Below are 18745 nucleotides of genomic sequence, written 5' to 3' on the forward strand. Positions count from 1 at the left end.
GGGCATGCGGCAACGCTTGTATCGGCGCGCTTTCTGGCTAAAAGATGCCGGCGACATATGGCGCGGCGCGGCCGCATTTCCTGACACCAGACGGACAGACAACCATGGCATCTCCCCAGAAAGTCAAGAAGGTCGTTCTCGCCTATTCCGGCGGCCTGGACACCTCGATCATCCTGAAGTGGCTGCAGACCGAGCTCGGCGCTGAGGTCGTCACCTTCACCGCCGACCTCGGCCAGGGCGAGGAACTGGAACCGGCGCGCAAGAAGGCGGAGATGCTCGGCATCAAGGAGATCTTCATCGAGGACGTGCGCGAGGAGTTTGTCCGCGACTTCGTCTTCCCGATGTTCCGCGCCAACGCCGTCTACGAGGGCGTCTACCTGCTCGGCACCTCGATCGCCCGGCCGCTGATCTCCAAGCACCTGATCGACATCGCCAGGAAGACGGGCGCCGACGCGATTGCCCACGGCGCCACCGGCAAGGGCAACGACCAAGTCCGCTTCGAGCTCTCGGCCTATGCGCTGAACCCGGACATCAAGATCATCGCGCCGTGGCGCGACTGGTCGTTCAAGAGCCGCACGCATCTGCTCGAATTCGCCGAACAGCACCAGATCCCGGTCGCCAAGGACAAGAAGGGCGAGGCGCCGTTCTCGGTCGACGCGAACCTCCTGCACTCCTCCTCCGAAGGCAAGGTCCTGGAAGACCCGGCCGTCGAGGCGCCGGAATACGTGCACATGCGCACGATTTCGCCGGAGGCGGCACCGGACAAGCCGACCGTCATCACCGTCGGTTTCGAGCGCGGCGACGCCGTCTCGATCAACGGCGTGCGCATGTCGCCGGCAACGCTGCTGGCGGCGCTCAACACCTATGGCCGCGACAACGGCATCGGGCGGCTCGACCTGGTCGAGAACCGGTTCGTCGGCATGAAGAGCCGCGGCGTCTACGAGACCCCCGGCGGCACGATCCTGCTGGCCGCCCACCGCGCCATCGAGAGCATCACGCTCGACCGCGGCGCGGCCCACCTGAAGGATGAGCTGATGCCGCGCTATGCGGAGCTGATCTACTACGGCTTCTGGTTCTCGCCGGAGCGCGAGATGCTGCAGGCGGCGATCGACCTCAGCCAGAAGAACGTCGAGGGCGAGGTGACGCTGAAGCTCTACAAGGGCAACGTCATGGTCATCGGCCGGCAGAGCGACAAGTCGCTCTATTCCGACAAGCTCGTCACCTTCGAAGACGACCAGGGCGCCTACGACCAGAAGGACGCCGCCGGCTTCATCAAGCTCAACGCGCTGCGCCTGCGCACGCTCGCTGCACGCAACCGCAAGGGCTGAGCGCTGCCGGTCACGGCCCGATCCCAACAGCCCGCCGGGACGGTTTCCGGCGGGCTTTTCGTTGCCCGTGAGCGGACCGGTCCGTCACACTGCAGGGCGCCGGTTGCGACCCTGCCGCGGTCAGCGGCGCCTGTGATGCCGTATCCCGCAAAGCGGGCCCTTGACGGCCCGCGGGCGACACGTTCAGATGGGCTCTTTCCTGCGGAGATTCCCATGACCGGTTCGATGCTGTTCGGCGCCTTCCTCGCCGCGCTGTTCTATGTCCTCATACCAGGCCCGGCCTTCCTGGCGCTGCTCGGCATCGGCGCCGGTCAGGGCCGGAAGGCGGGGGCGATGTTCATGGGCGGGCATCTGGCGGGCGACCTCGTCTGGTCGACGCTGGCGCTGGTTGCGATCGTCGGGGCAAGGACGATCGGCACGCTGGTGTTCGACGTGCTCGGGCTCCTTTGCGGGCTCTATCTCGCCTGGATCGGCTGGACGGCGCTCAGGGCCAGGCCGCGCGGGGCGGACAAGCCGCTCGTGACGGTGGAGCGGCCGCTGCGGCGCGGCCTGATCTTCGGGCTGACCAACCCGAAGGGTTATCCGGTGGCGCTCGCGACCTTCACGGCGCTGCTCGCCGGTTCGTCCAGCGCGCTGGAGTTCTCGTCCCTGCCGATGCTGCTCGCCGTTTCCCTCTTGGGGTTCCTGGTCGCCGATATCGTCCTGATCGCGGTCATCGGCGCCTCCGTCGTGCGCCGCTTCTACCGCCGGCACGAGCTTGCGATCGTTCGGATGTCGGGCGTGCTGTTCCTCGGCTTCGCGGTACAGGCCGTCTGGCACGCCGCACCCGGGCTTGCGGGCTGGCGCAGGGCGTAGGCTGCCTAAGGACACGCCGGATCTTGGGGGCCGCCCGTCGTCAGCCGGCAGGGACGCCGGTGGGGAAAGTGATGGTGGCGCGCAGGCCGCGCCCGTCCGGATTGTCCTCCAGCACCAGGCTGGCACCGAACAGGGCGGCGATTTCCTGGACGATCGGCAGGCCGAGTCCCATGCCCGGCGCATCGCCCGTTCCGCCGCGGGCGAAGCGCTGCAGCACCTCGGCGCGGCGTTCGGCGGGGATTCCGGGGCCGTTGTCCACCACCTGCAGGCTCGTCCCGCCCCCCTCGGCCCGCACGGAGACCGTGACCTCCGCGCCCGGCCCGGCATAGGCGATCGCATTCTCGATCAGGTTTCGCAGCATCTCCCCGAACAGCAGCGGCTCGGCGCGCACCGGTGCCGCCGCCTCGCCCTCGAAGCCGAGATCGATTCCCGCCTGGGCGGCAAGCGGCACATAGTCGGCGGTGGTCGACTGGGCCAGCGCGGTGACATCGATCACCTCGAGCGGGCGGGGCTCTGCCGACCCCGCCGCATCGATCTTCGCCATCAGCAGCAGCTGGGCCAGGATGCGTTCGGCATGCGCCACGACCGCGTCGCCCTTGCGTGCCGCATCCCTGGCCTCTTCCAGCGTGTCGGCCCGGGTCGCCAGCGCGAGCTGGGTGCGGATGATGGCCAGCGGCGTGCGGAGCTGGTGGCTGGCGTTGCCGGAAAAGTGACGCAGCGAATTGAGCGCCGATTGCAGGCGCACCATGAAGGAGTTGACCGTCTCGACGAGGCCCTCGACTTCGCTGGGCACCTGTTGCTCGATCGGGTGCAGGTCGTCCGGGCTGCGCTCGGCGATGGCGTCGCTGAGACGATAGAGCGGGCGCAGGGCGAGCGTCACGGCGATCCAGACGATGGCGGCAGCACCCGATATCATCAGCGCCAGGCGCAGGGCCGATCGGACGAGAATGGCCTGGGCGAGCTGGCGCCTGGCGATCGTGGTCTCGGCGACCGTGACGACGAAGGGGACCGAATTGACGCCGGTGGAGGCGGAGCGGTGCAGCACGGCGACGCGGATCGGCTCGCCGCGGAAGCTGGCATCGGCATAGGCGGTCGGCGCGCCGTCGGTGTCGGTGATCGTCGGCAGCGCCTGGTAGCCGGTGATGAACTGGCCGGGCGGCCCCTCCACCCGGTAGAAGACGCGGTCCTGCGCGGCCGATGTCAGCATCTCCAGCGCGACGTAAGGGATATCCACCTCGAGCGCCCCGTTCTCGTTGACGACGACCCGCTCGGCGATCGCCAGCGCCGAGCCGGCGAGCACCCGGTCGGAGACGGTGTTGGCGGTTTTGACGGCCTCGCGATAGGTGTCGATCAGGGCCAGGACGCCGAAGACGGCGGTGGCGACGAGGAGCCACAAAAGCAACTGCCGGCGAAGCGATGGGGCCGGATTGCGCATCAGGCGGGGGTCACCTTGTCCAGATAGTAGCCGATGCCGCGGGCGGTGCGCACGGTCAGGCCGTGCGGCGCGATGCGCCGGCGCAGGCGGCTCACATATTGCTCGATCGCGTTGGCGCTGAGATCGTCGTCGAAGGCTGCGAGCGACTGCATGATCGCCTCCTTGGAGACCACCTTGCCGGCGCGCATGAACAGGATCTCCAGGAGCCCGAGTTCCCGCGCCGGGATGTCGAGCGGTGTGCCGCCGGCGGAGAAGGTGCGGGAATTGAGGTCGAGGTCGACGCCGCCGAAGCTCAGCGCCGACGAACGCAGCCCCGCCTGGCGCCTCAGCAGCATCCGCACGCGGGCCTCGAACTCGGAGATGTCGAACGGTTTGCTCATGTAGTCGTCGGCGCCGAGATCCAGCCCCTTCACCTTGTCTTCCGCCGCGCCGCGCGCGGTCAGGATCAATACGGCCGCCCGGTTCTGCCGAGCGCGCATCGCGCGCAGCACCTCCAGCCCGTCCATCTCCGGCAGCGTCAGGTCGAGGATCACCAGGTCGAAGGCTTCGGCGGAGATCGCCGCGTCGGCTGAGGCGCCGTCATTGACCACGTCCACCGCATGGCCGGTGCCGCGCAGGATGGCGGACAGCCCGTCGGCCAGCGCCCGGTTGTCTTCGACCAGCAGTATGCGCACCTGTTACCTCCCCGTTCACCTTCCCCGTCCGCCGTGCCGGCGTAAGGAGCGGCCAACACTTTGACTTTGCGCATAAACAGGCCAAAAAATCGATAGCGATCTTTCATTCCCGCCGCAGGCCCGCCGAGCGGGCTTGAGAACGGCGTCCCGGTCAGGCAATCTCGCCACATGCGCCTCCTCATTGCCTTTTTGCTTGCAGCATCCTCCTGTCTTCCCGCCGCGGCCGCCGAGACCTTCTACCCGGCACCGGACGGCAAGGGAAACGCCCCGGTGCTCGTCGTCTACTCCTCGCTGGACGAGCCTTTGGCGCGGCCGATGATCAAGGGATTCCAGGCCGCCAATCCCGATGTGGCGGTGCGTTACGAGGAAATGCTGACCGGCGAGGTCTATGACCGCGTCGTCAAGGAGACGGACGCCGGCCAGAAGACGGCCGACTTCGCCTTCTCCTCGGCGATGGACCTGCAGGTCAAGCTCAGCAACGACGGCTATGCCCAGCGCAGCGACCTGCCGATGAGCGAGCAGTGGCCGCAATGGGCCAACTGGCGCAACACCGCCTATGCGCTGACCTTCGAGCCCGCCGTCTTCGTCTATCACAAGCCGAGCTTCAGGAAGGAAAAGCCGCCGGCCTCGCGCGCGGAGTTCCTCGACTACCTCGACCGTCACGGCGACGAGATCCACGGCCGCATCGCCACCTACGACATCGAGCGCTCCGGCGTCGGCTTCCTGTTCATGGCGCGCGACCAGGAGCAGTTCGGCGACATCTGGACGCTGATCCGCGCCATGGGGGCGGCCGGCGTGAAGCTCTATTCCACAAGTTCGGCGATCCTGGAGCGGATCGCGGACGGGCGGTTCGTGTTCGGCTACAACATCCTCGGCTCCTATGCGGCGGACTGGGCGGCCAATCATCCGGACGTCGGGATCGTGCTGCCCAAGGACTACACCGTCGTGATGTCGCGCATCGGGCTCGTGCCGCAGGCGGCGGCGTCCCCCGATCTCGGCCGCCGCTATCTGTCGTTCTTCATGTCGAAGGAAGGCCAGACGATCATGGCGCGCGAGCTGCAGATCGCGGCCGTTTCGCCGGATGTCGCCGGCGACAACACGGCCACGGGGATGCAGGCGTTGTTGGGAACGCAGCTCAAGCCCGTTCCGGTGAGCCCGGGCCTGATGGTCTATCTCGACCAGGTGAAGCGGGCGCGGCTGATCGCCCACTGGAACGAAGTGCTGCGGACGCAATAGCGGCGGTATCGCGCCCCGATCGTGGCGAGACTGTGCTACGATGTCAGCTGGATGACAGGTTTGTGTGGTGGCTTGAACACCTCGGCGGTTCCGTGGAGGCGGCGCCGGGCAATGGGGAGGAGACCCGCCATCATGGCGCAGCCGGCATGACCGCCGGCGCAGTGTGCTTTCTCCCTCGACAGTTCGAAACGACGCGCGGAGCCAAGCCGCGCCTGACGGAGGATATGCCTTGAAACAGTTTTTCCTTGCTTCCATTCTCGCCGGTGCGATGGCGCTGCCGGCGTTTGCTGCAGACTACAAGATCATAGCACCGGCCAATCCCGGCGGCGGCTGGGACCAGACGGCCCGCACGCTGCAGACGGTCATGCAGTCCGAAGGCATCTCCGGCAACGTGCAGGTGATCAACGTGCCGGGCGCCGGCGGAACGATCGGCCTTGCCCAGTTCGCCAGCCAGGACAAGGGCAATGCCAACGCCCTGATCGTCGGCGGCTACGTCATGGTCGGCGCGATTCTCACGAACAAGTCGCCCGTCACGCTGAAGGACGTCACCCCGATCGCGCGCCTGACCGGTGAGTACGAGGCGATCGTCGTGCCCGCCTCCTCGCCGTTCCAGACCTTTGGTGATCTCGTCGAGGCGCTGAAGAAGGATCCGGGCGCGGTCTCCTGGGCCGGCGGTTCGGCCGGCGGTACCGACCACATCGCGGTCGGCCTGATCGCCAAGGCGGCCGGCGTCGATCCGAAGAAGATCAACTACATCGCCTATTCGGGCGGCGGCGAGGCGCTGGCGGCGATCCTCGGCGCGCAGGTCAGCGCCGGCATTTCCGGCTATGGCGAATTCGAATCGCAGGTGAAGGCCGGCACGCTGCGGCTGCTCGCCGTCTCCAGCGCCGACCGGATCGAGGGCATCGACGCCCCGACCATCAAGGAAAGCGGCCTGGACGTCGTCGTCGAGAACTGGCGCATGGTCGCGGCCGCTCCGGGCCTCAGCGACGAACAGAAGGCTGCCGTCACCGCCGATATCGAAAAGCTCGCCAAGTCGGCCGCCTGGCAGGAACAGCTGAAGACGAAGGGCTGGCAGGATACCTACCTCTCCGGCGCAGCCTTCAACGACCAGCTGGCCAAGGACGTCTCCGCCACCGAAGGCATCCTCAAAGACATCGGACTGGTCGAATGACGGACGGGAACAAACCCGCAAGCGCAACGCGTCGCCCCGATGGGGCGGCGCTCGTCATCGCCGTCGTGCTGGCCGCGATCGCCGGCCTGATCTTCTGGGACGTCTCGCGTCTCACGGGGGCCGCCGGCTATTCGCAGGTCGGCCCGACGACCGTGCCCTATGCGATCGCCTGCTGTCTCATCGGCCTGGCGATCTGGACGGCGATCGAGGCCTGGCGCGGGGAGTTTCCCGAGCGTGAGCCGCAGCACGTCGCACCGGTGGTCTGGATCGTCGGCGGCCTGGCGGCACAGATGCTGCTTCTCAACGTCGCCGGCTTCTCGATCGCGACCGGCCTGCTGTTCGCGCTGACGGCCGCGGGCTTCGGCAAGCGGAAGCTCTGGATCACGATCCCCGTCGGCATCGTCCTTGCCTTCGTCGTCTGGGTGATCTTCGCCAAACTGCTGCAGCTCTCGCTGCCCACCGGGGCGCTCGAGCACCTGTTCTTCTAAGGGGACGGCAGATCATGAATACATTTGACTTCCTGTTGCAGGGCCTGCTGGTCGCCGCCCAGCCGATGAACCTCCTCTATGCGCTGATCGGCGTGACGCTCGGCACGGCCGTCGGCGTGCTGCCGGGCATCGGTCCGGCGTTGACGGTGGCGCTGCTCCTGCCGGTGACCTACAAGCTCGACCCCGCCGGCTCGCTGATCATGTTCGCGGGCATCTACTATGGCGGCATGTATGGCGGCTCGACCACGTCGATCCTGCTCAACACGCCCGGCGAGAGCTCGTCGATCGTCACGGCGCTCGAGGGCAACAAGATGGCGCGCGCCGGCCGCGGCGGACCCGCTCTTGCGACCGCCGCCATCGGCTCCTTCGTCGCCGGCCTGATCGCGACGCTGGCGCTCGCCTTCGTGGCCCCCTTCATCGTCAAGGTCGCGCTGGTGTTCGGGCCGCGGGAGTACTTTGCCCTGATGGTGCTCGCCTTCGTCACGGTGTCCTCGGCCTTCGGCGATTCGACGCTGCGCGGGCTGACCTCGCTCTTCGTCGGCCTGACGCTGGCCATCATCGGCATCGACCAGTTGAGCGGCCAGGCGCGCCTGTCGTTCGGCATCCCGGACCTTCTGGACGGCATCGAGGTGACTACGCTTGCGGTGGCGATGTTCGCCATCGGCGAGACCCTCTACATCGCCGCGCAGGGCGACAAGGGGCCGGACAAGGTCGAGGCTGTCAAGGGATCGGTGTGGATGAACGCCGCCGACTGGGCGCGCTCGTGGAAGCCTTGGCTGCGCGGCACGGCGATCGGCTTTCCGATCGGCGCCATGCCCGCCGGCGGCGCCGAGATTGGCACCTTCCTGTCCTATGCCGCCGAGAAGCGGCTGACGAAGCATCCGGAGGAGTTCGGCAACGGGGCGATCGAAGGCGTCGCTGGCCCGGAGGCCGCCAACAATGCGTCCGCCGCCGGCACGCTCGTGCCGCTCCTGACGCTCGGCCTGCCGACGACGGCGACGGCCGCGATCATGCTGGCGGGCTTCCAGCAATACGGCCTGCAGCCCGGTCCGCTGCTGTTTGCGACCAATCCGCAGCTCGTCTGGGGCCTGATCGCCAGCCTGCTGATCGCCAATTTCATGCTGCTGGTCCTGAACCTGCCGCTGATCGGCCTGTGGGTGAAGCTGCTGACGATCCCGAAGCCCTGGCTCTATGCCGGCATCCTCTTGTTCGCCACCCTCGGCACGATCGGCGCCAACCCGTCGGTGTTCGAACTCGGCATGCTCTTGGCGTTCGGCTTGCTCGGCTATGTCATGCGCATCTTCGGCTATCCCATCGCCCCGGTGGTGGTCGGGCTGATCCTCGGGCCGCTCGCCGAGCAGCAGTTGCGCCGGGCGCTGTCGATCAGCCAGGGCGACCTGACGACGCTGGTCGCTTCCCCCGTGGCGGTGGTGCTGCTTCTCATCGCGGCCGCCGCACTGATCATCCCGCTGGTCCTTCGGGCCCGCGGCAGGGGGCAGGTGCTGTCGCAGCTCGCGGCCAGCGAAGACTGAGCGACCGACCCCACCGATCTGCACAGAAAGCAGGCCGCAAGCAATTGCGGCCTGCTTTCGTTGCATAGCTGCCCTGCCGATCTATCCCTTGTGCGCAGGGCTGTTTGGTATCATTTATTGTGCATCGCAACAGGGTGGTAACCCTAGGACAGAGAGCAAGACAATGAGCCAGAATCGCAGTGGAGTTCGCCGGGGTTTCTTGGGCCGCGCATTCGCGGTTCTGGGTGCGGCGAGTGCAGTCGCAGCCGCAGTCGAAGGCAGCCGTCGCCCGCGCGACCGCGACCTCAGGACGCTCGGCATCGATCCGGCCAACTTCCCGAAGTAAGCATCGTCCGCAAAGGACGGCGGATCCAGCCGGTTACAACGGCGGATCCCGAGCCCAACGAGGCTCGCTGCAGTGACAGCAGTATCCAGCAGAAGGCCCGGCGATCGCGGATCGCCGGGCCTTCTGTCGTTTCGCGGATCAGGGCGGCGCCGCGAGGGCGCCGCCGCGGTTTCGGTCAGACGCTCTCGATCGGCCGCGCGTCGTGCGCCACGGCCTCTTCGCGTCGGTTGTAGCGGATGGAGGACCAGAGCGAGATGCCGATCAGGCCCGCGCCGCCCAGGCCGGTGATGACCTCGGGGATGTGGACCAGCGTCTGGCAGTACATGATCACCGACAGGATCAGGATCGCGTAGAAGGCGCCGTGCTCGAGGTAGCGGTATTCGGCGAGCGTGCCCTTGTCGACCAGCATGATCGTCATCGAGCGCACATACATGGCGCCGATGCCGAGGCCGATGGCGATGACGAAGAGGTTCTGCGTCAGCGCAAACGCCCCGATCACGCCGTCGAAGGAGAAGCTGGCGTCCAGGACCTCCAGGTAGATGAAGGCGCCGAGACCGCCCTTTGCGGCCGCACTCATCGTCTGCTGCGAGGCGTCCAGCAGGCCGCCCACGACTTCGACGGCCAGGAAGGTCAGAAGGCCGTAGATCGCCGAATAGACAAAGGCGTCGGCTTCCGCACCTTCGAGGAAGGTCGAGAAGACGAGGATCAGGATCAGCACGAAGGCGATTTCCACGCCCTTGATCGTCGCATAGCGGGCCATGCGCTTCTCGATGAAGGCGATCCAGTGGACGTCCTTTTCATGGTCGAAGAAGTAGGTCAGGCCGACCATCATCAGGAAGGTGCCGCCGAAGGCCGCGATCGGCAGGTGCGCCTCGTGCATGATGCGGGCGTATTCCTCGGGCTGGCGCGCCGCCAGCACGATCGCCTCGATCGGGCCGATGTTGGCCGCAATCACCACGATCAGCAACGGGAAGACGATGCGCATGCCGAAGACGGCGATGATGATGCCCCAGGTCAGGAACCGGTGCTGCCAGACCGGCGTCATGTCCTTGAGCTTGTTGGCGTTGACGATGGCGTTGTCGAAGGACAGCGAGATCTCCAGCACCGCCAGGACGGTGCAGATGAAGAAGACGGTGGCCATCCCGGCGATCGTGCCGGTCGTCTGCCAGCCAAGCCAGGCGCCGAGCACGAGGCCCAGCGCGGTGACGATGAAGGCCCACGTGAAGTAGGAGAGCGAACTCTGCGGCGTTGTCCGGGTGCTCATATCCGCACCTCGCTTTCGAGGACGGTCATGGCTGCAAGGTCGCAGATGGGGAAAAAGCGCGTGCCGAAAAGGGCATGCGCTATAGGCATGTTCAGGATTTTCATGTTCTTGAATCCGCCGGCTCAATTGCTGGCGGTACCGACATCACGAGAGCGCCGTAAAAACTCTCGCCAGAGGGGCCCGGCACCAAAGTTGGTGCTGCGGCGGGATGTCTAAGGCCGCAGCACTCCCGTTTTCCCCGAAGTGTCCCGTTACGTCAAGTATTTTCGCGCTGCGGACCGTTTCGCCGCATCTGGCCGGGGCATGAAAGAATTGGAGGCCGGCGGCGTACACAAGCGCGCATTCTGTCCCTATATTCCGCCGATCAGACCTGCCGTCACGAGGAACACGTCACAATGAGCGCACCTTCCAAAATCAGCCCCTCCCTGATCGACTGGAGCGGGGTCAACGGCCTGCCGCGCTTCGATCTCGTCTCCGACGACAGTTTTGCCGAAGCCTTCGATGCGGCTTTTGCCCTGCACGAGGCGGAGATCGATCAGATCGCGGCGAACCCGGAAGCGCCCAGCTTCGACAACACCGTGACGGCGCTCGAGACCGCGGGCGACGCGCTTTCGCGCGTGTCGGCGCTGTTCTGGAGCCGGGCCGGCGCCAATACCAACGACGTCATCCAGGCGCTTGAGCGCGAGATCGCGCCGAAGATGTCGCGGCACTATTCCAAGATCGGCAACAATGCCGCGCTGTTCTCGCGCATCGATGCGTTGTGGGAGGGCCGGGACGGCCTCGGCCTGACGCTGGAGCAGACGCGCGTGCTGGAGCGGCACTGGAAGGGCTTCGTCAAGTCCGGCGCCAAGCTCGCCAAGACCGAGCAGGACCGGCTTTCAGCGATCAACGAGCGGCTCGCCGGGCTCGGCGCGCAATTCGGCCAGAACGTGCTTTCCGACGAGAAGGATTGGTCGCTTATGCTGTCGGACGCGGCCGACCTCGAAGGACTGCCCGACTTCCTCAAGGATGCGATGGCGGCGGCTGCCCGCGATCGGGGTGCGGAGGGCGGATATGCGGTGACGCTGTCGCGCTCGATCATCGAGCCGTTCCTGACCTTCTCCGCCCGCCGCGAGCTGCGCGAGCAGGCGTTCAGCGCCTGGACCGCGCGCGGCATCAACGGCGGGGCCACGGACAACCGCGAGATCGTGCGCGAGACGCTGGCATTGCGGGCGGAGAAGGCGGCGCTGCTCGGCTACGAGCACTATGCCGCGCTCAAGCTCGACAACACGATGGCGAAGACGCCCGACGCCGTGAACGGGCTTCTCACCCAGGTCTGGGAGAAGGCGGTGGCGCGCGCGGCGGAGGAGGAGCGGGAGCTCGCACGCCTCGTTGCCGCCGAAGGGCGCAACCATCCGGTCATGCCGTGGGACTGGCGGTACTATGCCGAGAAGCTGCGCGCGGAGAAGTTCGATTTCTCGGAGGCCGAGCTGAAGCCCTACCTGCAGCTGGAAAAGGTGATCGAAGCCTGCTTCGACGTCGCCGAACGGCTGTTCGGCATCCGCGCTGTGCCGCTTGCGGGCGTGCCGACCTATCACCCCGACGTCCGGGTCTTCGAGATCCGCGACCGCGACAACGGGCTGGTCGCCATGTTCCTCGGCGACTATTTCGCCCGCTCATCGAAGCGCTCCGGGGCCTGGATGAGTTCCTACCAGAGCCAGCACAAGCTGCCGCTGAAGAACGGCACGGTCGGCGAGATCCCGATCATCTACAACGTCTGCAACTTCGCCAAGCCCGCCGAAGGCAAGCCGGCGCTGCTGTCGCTCGACGACGCGCGCACGCTGTTCCATGAATTCGGCCATGCGCTGCACGGCATGCTGTCGGATGTCACCTATCCCTCGGTCTCCGGCACGGGCGTCGCGCGCGATTTCGTCGAGCTGCCGTCGCAGCTCTACGAACACTGGCTGACGGTGCCGGAGATCCTGAAGACCTATGCCGTGCACTACGAGACCGGCGAGCCGATGCCGCAGGCGCTCCTGGACAAGGTGCTGGCGGCGCGCACCTTCAACGCCGGCTTTGCCACCGTGGAGTTCACCTCATCCGCTTTGGTCGACATGGCCTTTCACACGCGCGGTGCCGTGGAGGATCCGATGAGGCTGCAGCGCGAAGTGCTGGACGACATCCGCATGCCCGCCTCGATCGTCATGCGTCATGCGACGCCGCACTTCCAGCATGTCTTCTCGGGCGACGGCTATTCGGCCGGCTACTATTCCTACATGTGGTCGGAGGTTCTGGACGCCGATGCCTTCGCCGCCTTCACCGAGACGGGCAATGCCTTCGATCCCGGCATGGCGGGGAAACTGAAGGCCAATATCTACGCCGTCGGCGGCGCCATCGACCCCGAGGATGCCTACAAGGCGTTCCGCGGCAAGCTGCCGTCGATCGACGCCATGCTGGAAAAGAAAGGCCTGGCGGCCTGATCCTGGCCGCCCGGGCGGTCGCGGCTGCGCGCTCCTCCCCCTCGAGGGGGAGGGGCAGGGCGTCATCCTTCCGTCACCGAACTGTATCGCCGGCGTCATCGATCCGTAACGCCGCTGACACGTGACCGCCCGATGGTCGGCCGCGCGGATCGGGCAGCGATTCGCGCGGTTTTTACGAGGGATCCATGGCGACGGCGGCCGACCTCCTGACACGGCGCTCCTTTCTGCTGACGGCGGGGGCCGCCGGCCTTGCCGCCTCCTCGGCGCTGGCCGTCCCTCACTACGCGCGGCGGCACGGCAGTCCGGTCTTCACGCACGGCGTCCAGTCGGGCGATGTCGACACCTCGTCGGGCATGATCTGGGCGCGAACCGATCGGCCGGCGGAGATTGCGGTCGAGTACTCCACCACCGAGAGCTTCACCAACGCCGTGCGCGGGCCGGTGCTGAAGGCGGGGCACGAGACGGACTTCGCCGCCAAGCACCTCCTGACCGAACTCCTGCCGGACCAGGACGTCTTCTACCGGCTGACGGCGACGGACGCCGCTTCCCAGCACCTGGTCTCCGAGCCGATCGTCGGTCGCTTCCGGACCGCGCCGCTGCGGCGGCGCTCGGTCCGCTTCGTCTGGTCCGGCGATACCGCCGGGCAGGGCTGGGGCATAGACGATATCGGCATGAAGACCTATTCGACCATGCGCCTGCACGAGCCGGACTTCTTCATCCATTCCGGCGACACGATCTATGCCGACAATCCGATTCCCGACGAGATCCGCCTTCGCGACGGCACGATCTGGAAGAACCGGATCGTCAGCGACGAGAAGCGCGAGGTGGCGCGGACGCTTTCGGAATATCGCGGGCAGTGGAAGTACAACATGCTCGACCGGCATCTCCTGGCCTTCAACGCGCAATGCCCGACGTTCTTCCAGTGGGACGACCACGAGGTGCTGAACAACTGGTCGGCCTCGACCGACCTCAGGGACGATCCGCGCTATCCGGAGAAGGACATCGGCGTCTATGCCGGCCGTGCGATGCGCGCCTTCCAGGAGATGACGCCGATCCGCTACCGGCCGACGGAGCCGGGCCGCATCTTCCGCAAGATCGCCTACGGGCCGCTGCTGGACGTCTTCTTCGTCGACCTGCGCTCCTACCGCACCGCCAACCGCGGCAGCACCGACAACGGCCTGTTCGGCTGGAGGCAGGCCGACTGGCTGCGCCGCGAGCTGCTCGCCTCGAATGCCACCTGGAAGGTGATCGCCTGCGACATGCCGCTGGGCGTCGTCATCTGGGACGACTACGGGCGCAAGCTCGGCTACGAGGGCGTGGCGGACGGTCTGAACGGACCGCCGGCAGCGCGCGAGGGCGAGATCGCCGACCTCCTGACCTTCATGCGCGACAACGCCATCCGCAACGTCGTCTGGCTGACCGCCGACATCCACTATACGGCCGCCCATCACTACGATCCCGCCCGGGCGCGGTTCAAGGAGTTCGAGCCCTTCTGGGAGTTCGTCTCCGGGCCGCTGCATTCCGGCACCTACGGCCCGCATCCGCTCGACAGGACGTTCGGGCCGGAGGTGCGTTTCATGAAGGCGTCCGGGGGCGGGGCCGACAGCAACCTGCCGCCTTCGGCCGGCCTGCAGTTCTTCGGCCTCGTCGACATCGACGGCTCGAGCCGGCAGATGACCGTGCGGCTGATGGATCGGGAGGACCGGGAGCTCTGGAACGTCACGCTCGATCCGGTCGTGACCGCTTGAGCCCCGCCGGACAGAGTTTCCGCCTGCCTCTTTCGCAATTGCGGAAAACCATGTATGGAGCGCGCCAAATGCACGTGGCGCCTCCTTGTTCGTGCGCGCCCCAAACCTCAGAGATCTGAACATGAACCTTCGCAATATCGCGATCATCGCGCACGTCGACCATGGAAAGACGACCCTCGTCGACGAACTCCTGAAGCAGTCGGGCTCGTTCCGCGAAAACCAGCGCGTGATGGAACGCGTGATGGACAGCAACGACATCGAAAAGGAGCGCGGCATCACCATCCTGGCGAAGGCCACGTCGATCGAGTGGAAGGACACCCGCATCAACATCGTCGACACGCCCGGCCACGCCGACTTCGGCGGTGAAGTCGAACGCATCCTGTCGATGGTGGACGGCGCGATCGTGCTCGTCGACGCGGCCGAAGGCCCGATGCCGCAGACCAAGTTCGTCGTCGGCAAGGCGCTGAAGGTCGGCCTTCGCCCGATCGTGGCGATCAACAAGATCGACCGTCCGGACGCGCGCGCCGACGAAGTCGTCAACGAGGTCTTCGACCTGTTCGCCAACCTCGACGCCACCGACGAACAGCTCGACTTCCCGATCCTCTACGGTTCGGGCCGCTCCGGCTGGATGAACTACGACCCGGCCGGCCCGGTGGAAGACGGTCTCGCGCCGCTGCTCGACCTCGTCGTCAAGCACGTTCCGGCGCCGACGGTGGAGGAAGGTCCGTTCAAGATGATCGGCACGATCCTGGAGGCCAACAACTTCCTCGGCCGCATCATCACCGGCCGCATCGCCTCGGGCTCGATCAAGCCGAACCAGGCCGTCAAGGTTCTCGGCCAGGACGGCAGGCTGATCGAAAACGGCCGCATCTCGAAGATCCTCGCCTTCCGCGGCATCGAGCGCCAGCCGATCGAGGAAGCGCAGGCGGGCGACATCGTCGCGATCGCCGGCCTTTCCAAGGGCACCGTCGCCGACACGTTCTGCGACCCGGCGGTCACGGACGCCATGAAGGCGCAGCCGATCGATCCGCCGACCGTCACCATGTCCTTCATCGTCAACGACAGCCCGCTCGCCGGCACCGAGGGCGACAAGGTCACGAGCCGCGTCATCCGCGACCGCCTGTTCAAGGAAGCGGAAGGCAACGTCGCGCTGAAGATCGAGGAAAGCGCCGACAAGGATTCGTTCTTCGTCTCCGGCCGTGGCGAACTGCAGCTCGCCGTCCTGATCGAGAACATGCGCCGCGAGGGCTTCGAACTCGCCGTCTCCCGTCCGCGCGTCGTCATGCACAAGGACGAGGCCACCGGCGAGACGATGGAGCCGGTCGAGGAAGTCGTGATCGACGTCGACGAGGAGCATTCCGGCGTCGTCGTGCAGAAGATGTCGGAGCGCAAGGCCGAGATGGTCGAGCTGCGTCCGTCGGGCGGCAACCGCGTCCGCCTGCGTTTCTACGCGCCGACCCGCGGCCTGATCGGCTACCAGTCGGAGCTCCTGACCGATACCCGCGGCACCGCGGTGATGAACCGCCTGTTCCACGAGTACCAGACCTACAAGGGCGAGATCGGCGGCCGGGTCAACGGCGTCCTGCTCGCCAACGAATCCGGCGAGGCCGTCGCCTACGCGCTGTTCAACCTCGAAGACCGCGGCCCGATGATCATCGACGCCGGCGAGAAGGTCTATGAGGGCATGATCATCGGCATCCATTCGCGCGACAACGACCTCGACGTGAACGTGCTGAAGGGCAAGAAGCTGACCAACATCCGCGCCGCCGGCAAGGACGAGGCCGTCAAGCTCACGCCGCCGATCAAGTTCACGCTGGAACGCGCGCTGTCGTGGATCCAGGACGACGAACTCGTCGAGGTGACGCCGAAGTCGATCCGGCTGCGCAAGCTCTATCTCGACCCGAACGACCGCAAGCGTTTCGAGAAGCAGCGTACGGCGGGCGCTGCCTGATTCGCCCCGAAGGCGTAAAATCATCCCCAAATCGATCGAGGCTCCGGCAGAAATGCCGGGGCCTTTTTCATGTGTGTGCCGCCCTAATACGGCTTGTGGCGTTTCTTAAAAAAGCGTTAACTTTCCTGGACGCCGCGAGCCAACTTGCCTGTGGGCAAGGAGATCTCCGGAAGGGGCCGGGATTCTCGCGGAGTCGGTGCGGGTTTAGAGTCATTTCGATGAAAACACTATCGATCGATGTGCGGCGTGCCGAGCCGCAGGACGCAGCGGCCATCTCTGAGGCCCATCGGGCGTCCTGGCTGCATGCCTATGCGGGCATCATTCCGCACAAGCCGCTGATGCAGATGGTCCAGCGGCGCGACGCGGCGTGGTGGCGCAAGGCGACCCGCGGGCCGGCGACGCTGCTCGTGCTCGATGTCGCCGGCGTGATTGCCGGCTATGCCACGCTCGGCCTGAACCGGGCGCGCGCCCTGCCGCAGGACGGCGAGATCTACGAGATCTACCTTCGGCCGGAATACCAGGGCCTCGGGCTCGGCCGGATGCTGTTCGGCGAAAGCAAGCGGCTTCTGAAGTCGCTCGGCTGCGAGGGAATGGTGGTCTGGTGCCTGGAGGAAAGCGAGATGGCCGAGCGCTTCTTCCGTGCCGCCGGCGGGGTCGACATCGCCGAGGGGATGGAGGATTTCGGCGAGAAGGAACTGAAGAAGATCGGCTTCATCTTCCGTTAGAGGCCCATGGCGTCGGCGTCCCTCCCGTGCCGTTGATTGACTTCTTCCATTCGAGCCATACCTGATCAGGCGATCGCACCTCTCTGTGAACACGGACGGGTGCGACGGAGGGCTGCCGGCGACGGTGGGTTCAGGTCATCGGCGACAGCGCTCTCCGGCACCCTTGCCTGGAGGAGAGGCTTGCATGCGAACGACGGTTTATTCTCTCGTCTTTCTTTCTGTCACCTGTCTCACGGCCGCCCACGCCCAGGAAGGCGATGCCTCGGCGGGCGAGACGGTCTTCAAGAAGTGCGCGGTCTGTCATGTCGTCGACACCGACACGAACAAGGTCGGCCCGTCGCTGCACGGCATCTTCGGGCGGGCCGCCGGCACGCATCCCGACTTCAAGTACTCGAACGCGATGGTGGAGGCGGGCAAGGCCGGCCTCGTCTGGGACGATGCCTCGCTGCGCGACTACCTGCACAATCCGAGGGCGAAGGTGAAGGGCACCAAGATGGTCTTTCCCGGTTTGAAGGACGAAGGCGACATCACCAACCTGCTCGCCTATCTGAAGCAACACGCGATGCCGTAAGCGAAATCCGGCCGGACCCGGCCGGGCGGCAGCCCCTCCGGAGACGCAATTGCCTGCCATTTTCATTCGTGAGATAGTTGTAACGCAGATTGCAGATTGATGCCCACGGCCGATTCTGGCGGGAGGGACGGATATGGCAGTCGTACTGGTGCTGGTGGCGATCGCGGTCGGGTCGGTGCTCTTTCACCTCCTGAGCCCCTGGTGGTGGACGCCGATCGCCTCCAACTGGAGCTACATCGACCACACCCTCGTCATCACGTTCTGGATCACAGGCGCGGTGTTCGTCGCCGTCGTCCTGTTCGTGGCCTATTGCGTCTGGCGCTTCCGCCACGATCCCGGCCGACGCGCCGCCTACGAACCGGAGAACCGCAGACTCGAAAGCGGGCTCGCCGTCGGCACGGCCATCGGCGTCTTTGCCATGTTGGCGCCGGGGCTGTTCGTCTGGCACCAGTTCATCACCGTTCCGTCGGAGGCCGCCGAGATCGAGATCGTCGGCCAGCAATGGCTGTGGAGCTTCCGGCTGCCGGGCGCGGACGGCAAGCTCGGGCGAGCCGAGACGCGCGACGTGGCGCCCGACAATTCGCTCGGGATCGACAAGGCCGATGCCGACGCACTGGACGACGTCGTCATCGAGGGAGGCGAACTGCATCTGCCGGTCGGCAAGCCGGTGAAGGTGCTGCTCCGCTCCATCGACGTGCTGCACGATTTCTACGTGCCGGAGTTCCGCGCCAAGATGGACATGATCCCCGGCATGGTCACCTATTTCTGGCTGACGCCGACGCGCACCGGCACCTTCGACATCCTCTGCGCGGAACTCTGCGGGGTCGGGCATTCGCAGATGCGGGGCATGGTCGTGGTGGACAGCGAGGCCGACTACCAGACCTGGCTCGCCGAACAGGCGACATTCGAGCAATTGCAGGCCGCCCTGCCGGCCGCGACAACGGTGGCGGAGGCGCCCGGCAGATAGGTCCCGGTCCGGG

15 protein-coding genes are annotated in these 18745 nt (G+C 66.3%); 12 read left to right on the forward strand and 3 right to left on the reverse strand.

Annotated elements, in window-relative coordinates:
* Positions 1-104: 104 nt before the first annotated feature.
* Entirely contained in the window at positions 105-1328 is a 1224-nt protein-coding gene (locus P0086_RS12220; RefSeq protein ID WP_112595518.1) for an argininosuccinate synthase, read from the forward strand.
* A gap of 213 nt (positions 1329-1541) precedes the next feature.
* The gene (locus P0086_RS12225) at positions 1542-2183 is read left to right on the forward strand and encodes a LysE family translocator (RefSeq protein ID WP_112595516.1); all 642 of its coding nucleotides are present in this window, start codon (positions 1542-1544) and stop codon (positions 2181-2183) included.
* Positions 2184-2223: 40 nt separating this feature from the next.
* On the opposite strand, the gene P0086_RS12230 is transcribed toward P0086_RS12225, so the two are convergent.
* Both P0086_RS12230 and P0086_RS12235 read right to left on the reverse strand, forming a co-directional pair.
* The gene (locus P0086_RS12230; protein WP_275785772.1) at positions 2224-3618 is read right to left on the reverse strand and encodes a sensor histidine kinase; all 1395 of its coding nucleotides are present in this window, start codon (positions 3616-3618) and stop codon (positions 2224-2226) included.
* Positions 3618-4292 carry a response regulator transcription factor gene (locus P0086_RS12235; RefSeq protein ID WP_112595512.1) on the reverse strand — a complete coding sequence of 225 codons (675 nt, stop codon included), beginning with the start codon at positions 4290-4292 and terminating at the stop codon, positions 3618-3620. The genes P0086_RS12230 and P0086_RS12235 overlap by 1 nt, the downstream gene beginning before the upstream one ends.
* A 168-nt stretch (positions 4293-4460) precedes the next feature.
* On the opposite strand from P0086_RS12235, the gene P0086_RS12240 reads away from it, so the two are divergent.
* From P0086_RS12240 to P0086_RS12255, 4 genes are all read left to right on the forward strand, one after another.
* Positions 4461-5528, forward strand: a complete 1068-nt coding sequence (locus tag P0086_RS12240; RefSeq protein WP_275785774.1) for an ABC transporter substrate-binding protein — start codon at positions 4461-4463, stop codon at positions 5526-5528.
* Positions 5529-5757: 229 nt separating this feature from the next.
* Positions 5758-6702, forward strand: a complete 945-nt coding sequence (locus P0086_RS12245) for a tripartite tricarboxylate transporter substrate binding protein (protein ID WP_112595508.1) — start codon at positions 5758-5760, stop codon at positions 6700-6702.
* On the forward strand, positions 6699-7190 hold the full coding sequence (locus P0086_RS12250; RefSeq protein ID WP_148192078.1) for a tripartite tricarboxylate transporter TctB family protein: 492 nt from the start codon (positions 6699-6701) through the stop codon (positions 7188-7190). The genes P0086_RS12245 and P0086_RS12250 overlap by 4 nt, the downstream gene beginning before the upstream one ends.
* Before the next feature lie 14 nt (positions 7191-7204).
* The gene (locus tag P0086_RS12255) at positions 7205-8722 is read left to right on the forward strand and encodes a tripartite tricarboxylate transporter permease (RefSeq protein WP_112595504.1); all 1518 of its coding nucleotides are present in this window, start codon (positions 7205-7207) and stop codon (positions 8720-8722) included.
* A 500-nt stretch (positions 8723-9222) separates the two neighbouring features.
* On the opposite strand, the gene P0086_RS12260 is transcribed toward P0086_RS12255, so the two are convergent.
* Positions 9223-10311 carry a DUF475 domain-containing protein gene (locus P0086_RS12260; protein WP_275785778.1) on the reverse strand — a complete coding sequence of 363 codons (1089 nt, stop codon included), beginning with the start codon at positions 10309-10311 and terminating at the stop codon, positions 9223-9225.
* A gap of 395 nt (positions 10312-10706) precedes the next feature.
* Between P0086_RS12260 and P0086_RS12265 the strand changes: the two genes are divergently transcribed.
* The 6 genes from P0086_RS12265 (at position 10707) to P0086_RS12290 (ending at position 18732) form a co-directional block, all read left to right on the forward strand.
* Positions 10707-12770: a M3 family metallopeptidase gene (locus P0086_RS12265; protein ID WP_112613889.1), complete on the forward strand. Its 2064-nt coding sequence runs from the start codon at positions 10707-10709 to the stop codon at positions 12768-12770.
* A 185-nt stretch (positions 12771-12955) separates the two neighbouring features.
* On the forward strand, positions 12956-14518 hold the full coding sequence (locus P0086_RS12270; RefSeq protein WP_275785783.1) for an alkaline phosphatase D family protein: 1563 nt from the start codon (positions 12956-12958) through the stop codon (positions 14516-14518).
* A 121-nt stretch (positions 14519-14639) separates the two neighbouring features.
* The gene (typA, locus tag P0086_RS12275; RefSeq protein WP_112595496.1) at positions 14640-16469 is read left to right on the forward strand and encodes a translational GTPase TypA; all 1830 of its coding nucleotides are present in this window, start codon (positions 14640-14642) and stop codon (positions 16467-16469) included.
* A 218-nt stretch (positions 16470-16687) separates the two neighbouring features.
* On the forward strand, positions 16688-17194 hold the full coding sequence (locus P0086_RS12280; RefSeq protein WP_112595494.1) for a GNAT family N-acetyltransferase: 507 nt from the start codon (positions 16688-16690) through the stop codon (positions 17192-17194).
* Between the two features lie 184 nt (positions 17195-17378).
* Positions 17379-17765: a cytochrome c family protein gene (locus P0086_RS12285; RefSeq protein ID WP_275785788.1), complete on the forward strand. Its 387-nt coding sequence runs from the start codon at positions 17379-17381 to the stop codon at positions 17763-17765.
* Positions 17766-17898: 133 nt separating this feature from the next.
* Positions 17899-18732, forward strand: coding sequence for a cytochrome c oxidase subunit II (locus tag P0086_RS12290; protein WP_112613881.1), 834 nt, complete (start codon positions 17899-17901; stop codon positions 18730-18732).
* Positions 18733-18745 lie beyond the last annotated feature (13 nt).

It is taken from the genome of Mycoplana sp. MJR14, assembly GCF_029210525.1.
Taxonomy (GTDB): domain Bacteria; phylum Pseudomonadota; class Alphaproteobacteria; order Rhizobiales; family Rhizobiaceae; genus Mycoplana.

Bases quoted from the DNA above. Each gene is read 5' to 3' on its own strand.
- P0086_RS12290 (WP_112613881.1), top strand. From the start codon at position 17,899: ATGGCAGTCGTACTGGTGCTGGTGGCGATCGCGGTCGGGTCGGTGCTC.
- P0086_RS12240 (WP_275785774.1), top strand. From the start codon at position 4,461: ATGCGCCTCCTCATTGCCTTTTTGCTTGCAGCATCCTCCTGTCTTCCC.
- P0086_RS12270 (WP_275785783.1), top strand. From the start codon at position 12,956: ATGGCGACGGCGGCCGACCTCCTGACACGGCGCTCCTTTCTGCTGACG.
- P0086_RS12220 (WP_112595518.1), top strand. From the start codon at position 105: ATGGCATCTCCCCAGAAAGTCAAGAAGGTCGTTCTCGCCTATTCCGGC.
- typA (WP_112595496.1), top strand. From the start codon at position 14,640: ATGAACCTTCGCAATATCGCGATCATCGCGCACGTCGACCATGGAAAG.
- P0086_RS12265 (WP_112613889.1), top strand. From the start codon at position 10,707: ATGAGCGCACCTTCCAAAATCAGCCCCTCCCTGATCGACTGGAGCGGG.
- P0086_RS12250 (WP_148192078.1), top strand. From the start codon at position 6,699: ATGACGGACGGGAACAAACCCGCAAGCGCAACGCGTCGCCCCGATGGG.
- P0086_RS12225 (WP_112595516.1), top strand. From the start codon at position 1,542: ATGACCGGTTCGATGCTGTTCGGCGCCTTCCTCGCCGCGCTGTTCTAT.
- P0086_RS12280 (WP_112595494.1), top strand. From the start codon at position 16,688: ATGAAAACACTATCGATCGATGTGCGGCGTGCCGAGCCGCAGGACGCA.
- P0086_RS12260 (WP_275785778.1), bottom strand. From the start codon at position 10,311: ATGAGCACCCGGACAACGCCGCAGAGTTCGCTCTCCTACTTCACGTGG.
- P0086_RS12285 (WP_275785788.1), top strand. From the start codon at position 17,379: ATGCGAACGACGGTTTATTCTCTCGTCTTTCTTTCTGTCACCTGTCTC.
- P0086_RS12255 (WP_112595504.1), top strand. From the start codon at position 7,205: ATGAATACATTTGACTTCCTGTTGCAGGGCCTGCTGGTCGCCGCCCAG.
- P0086_RS12230 (WP_275785772.1), bottom strand. From the start codon at position 3,618: ATGCGCAATCCGGCCCCATCGCTTCGCCGGCAGTTGCTTTTGTGGCTC.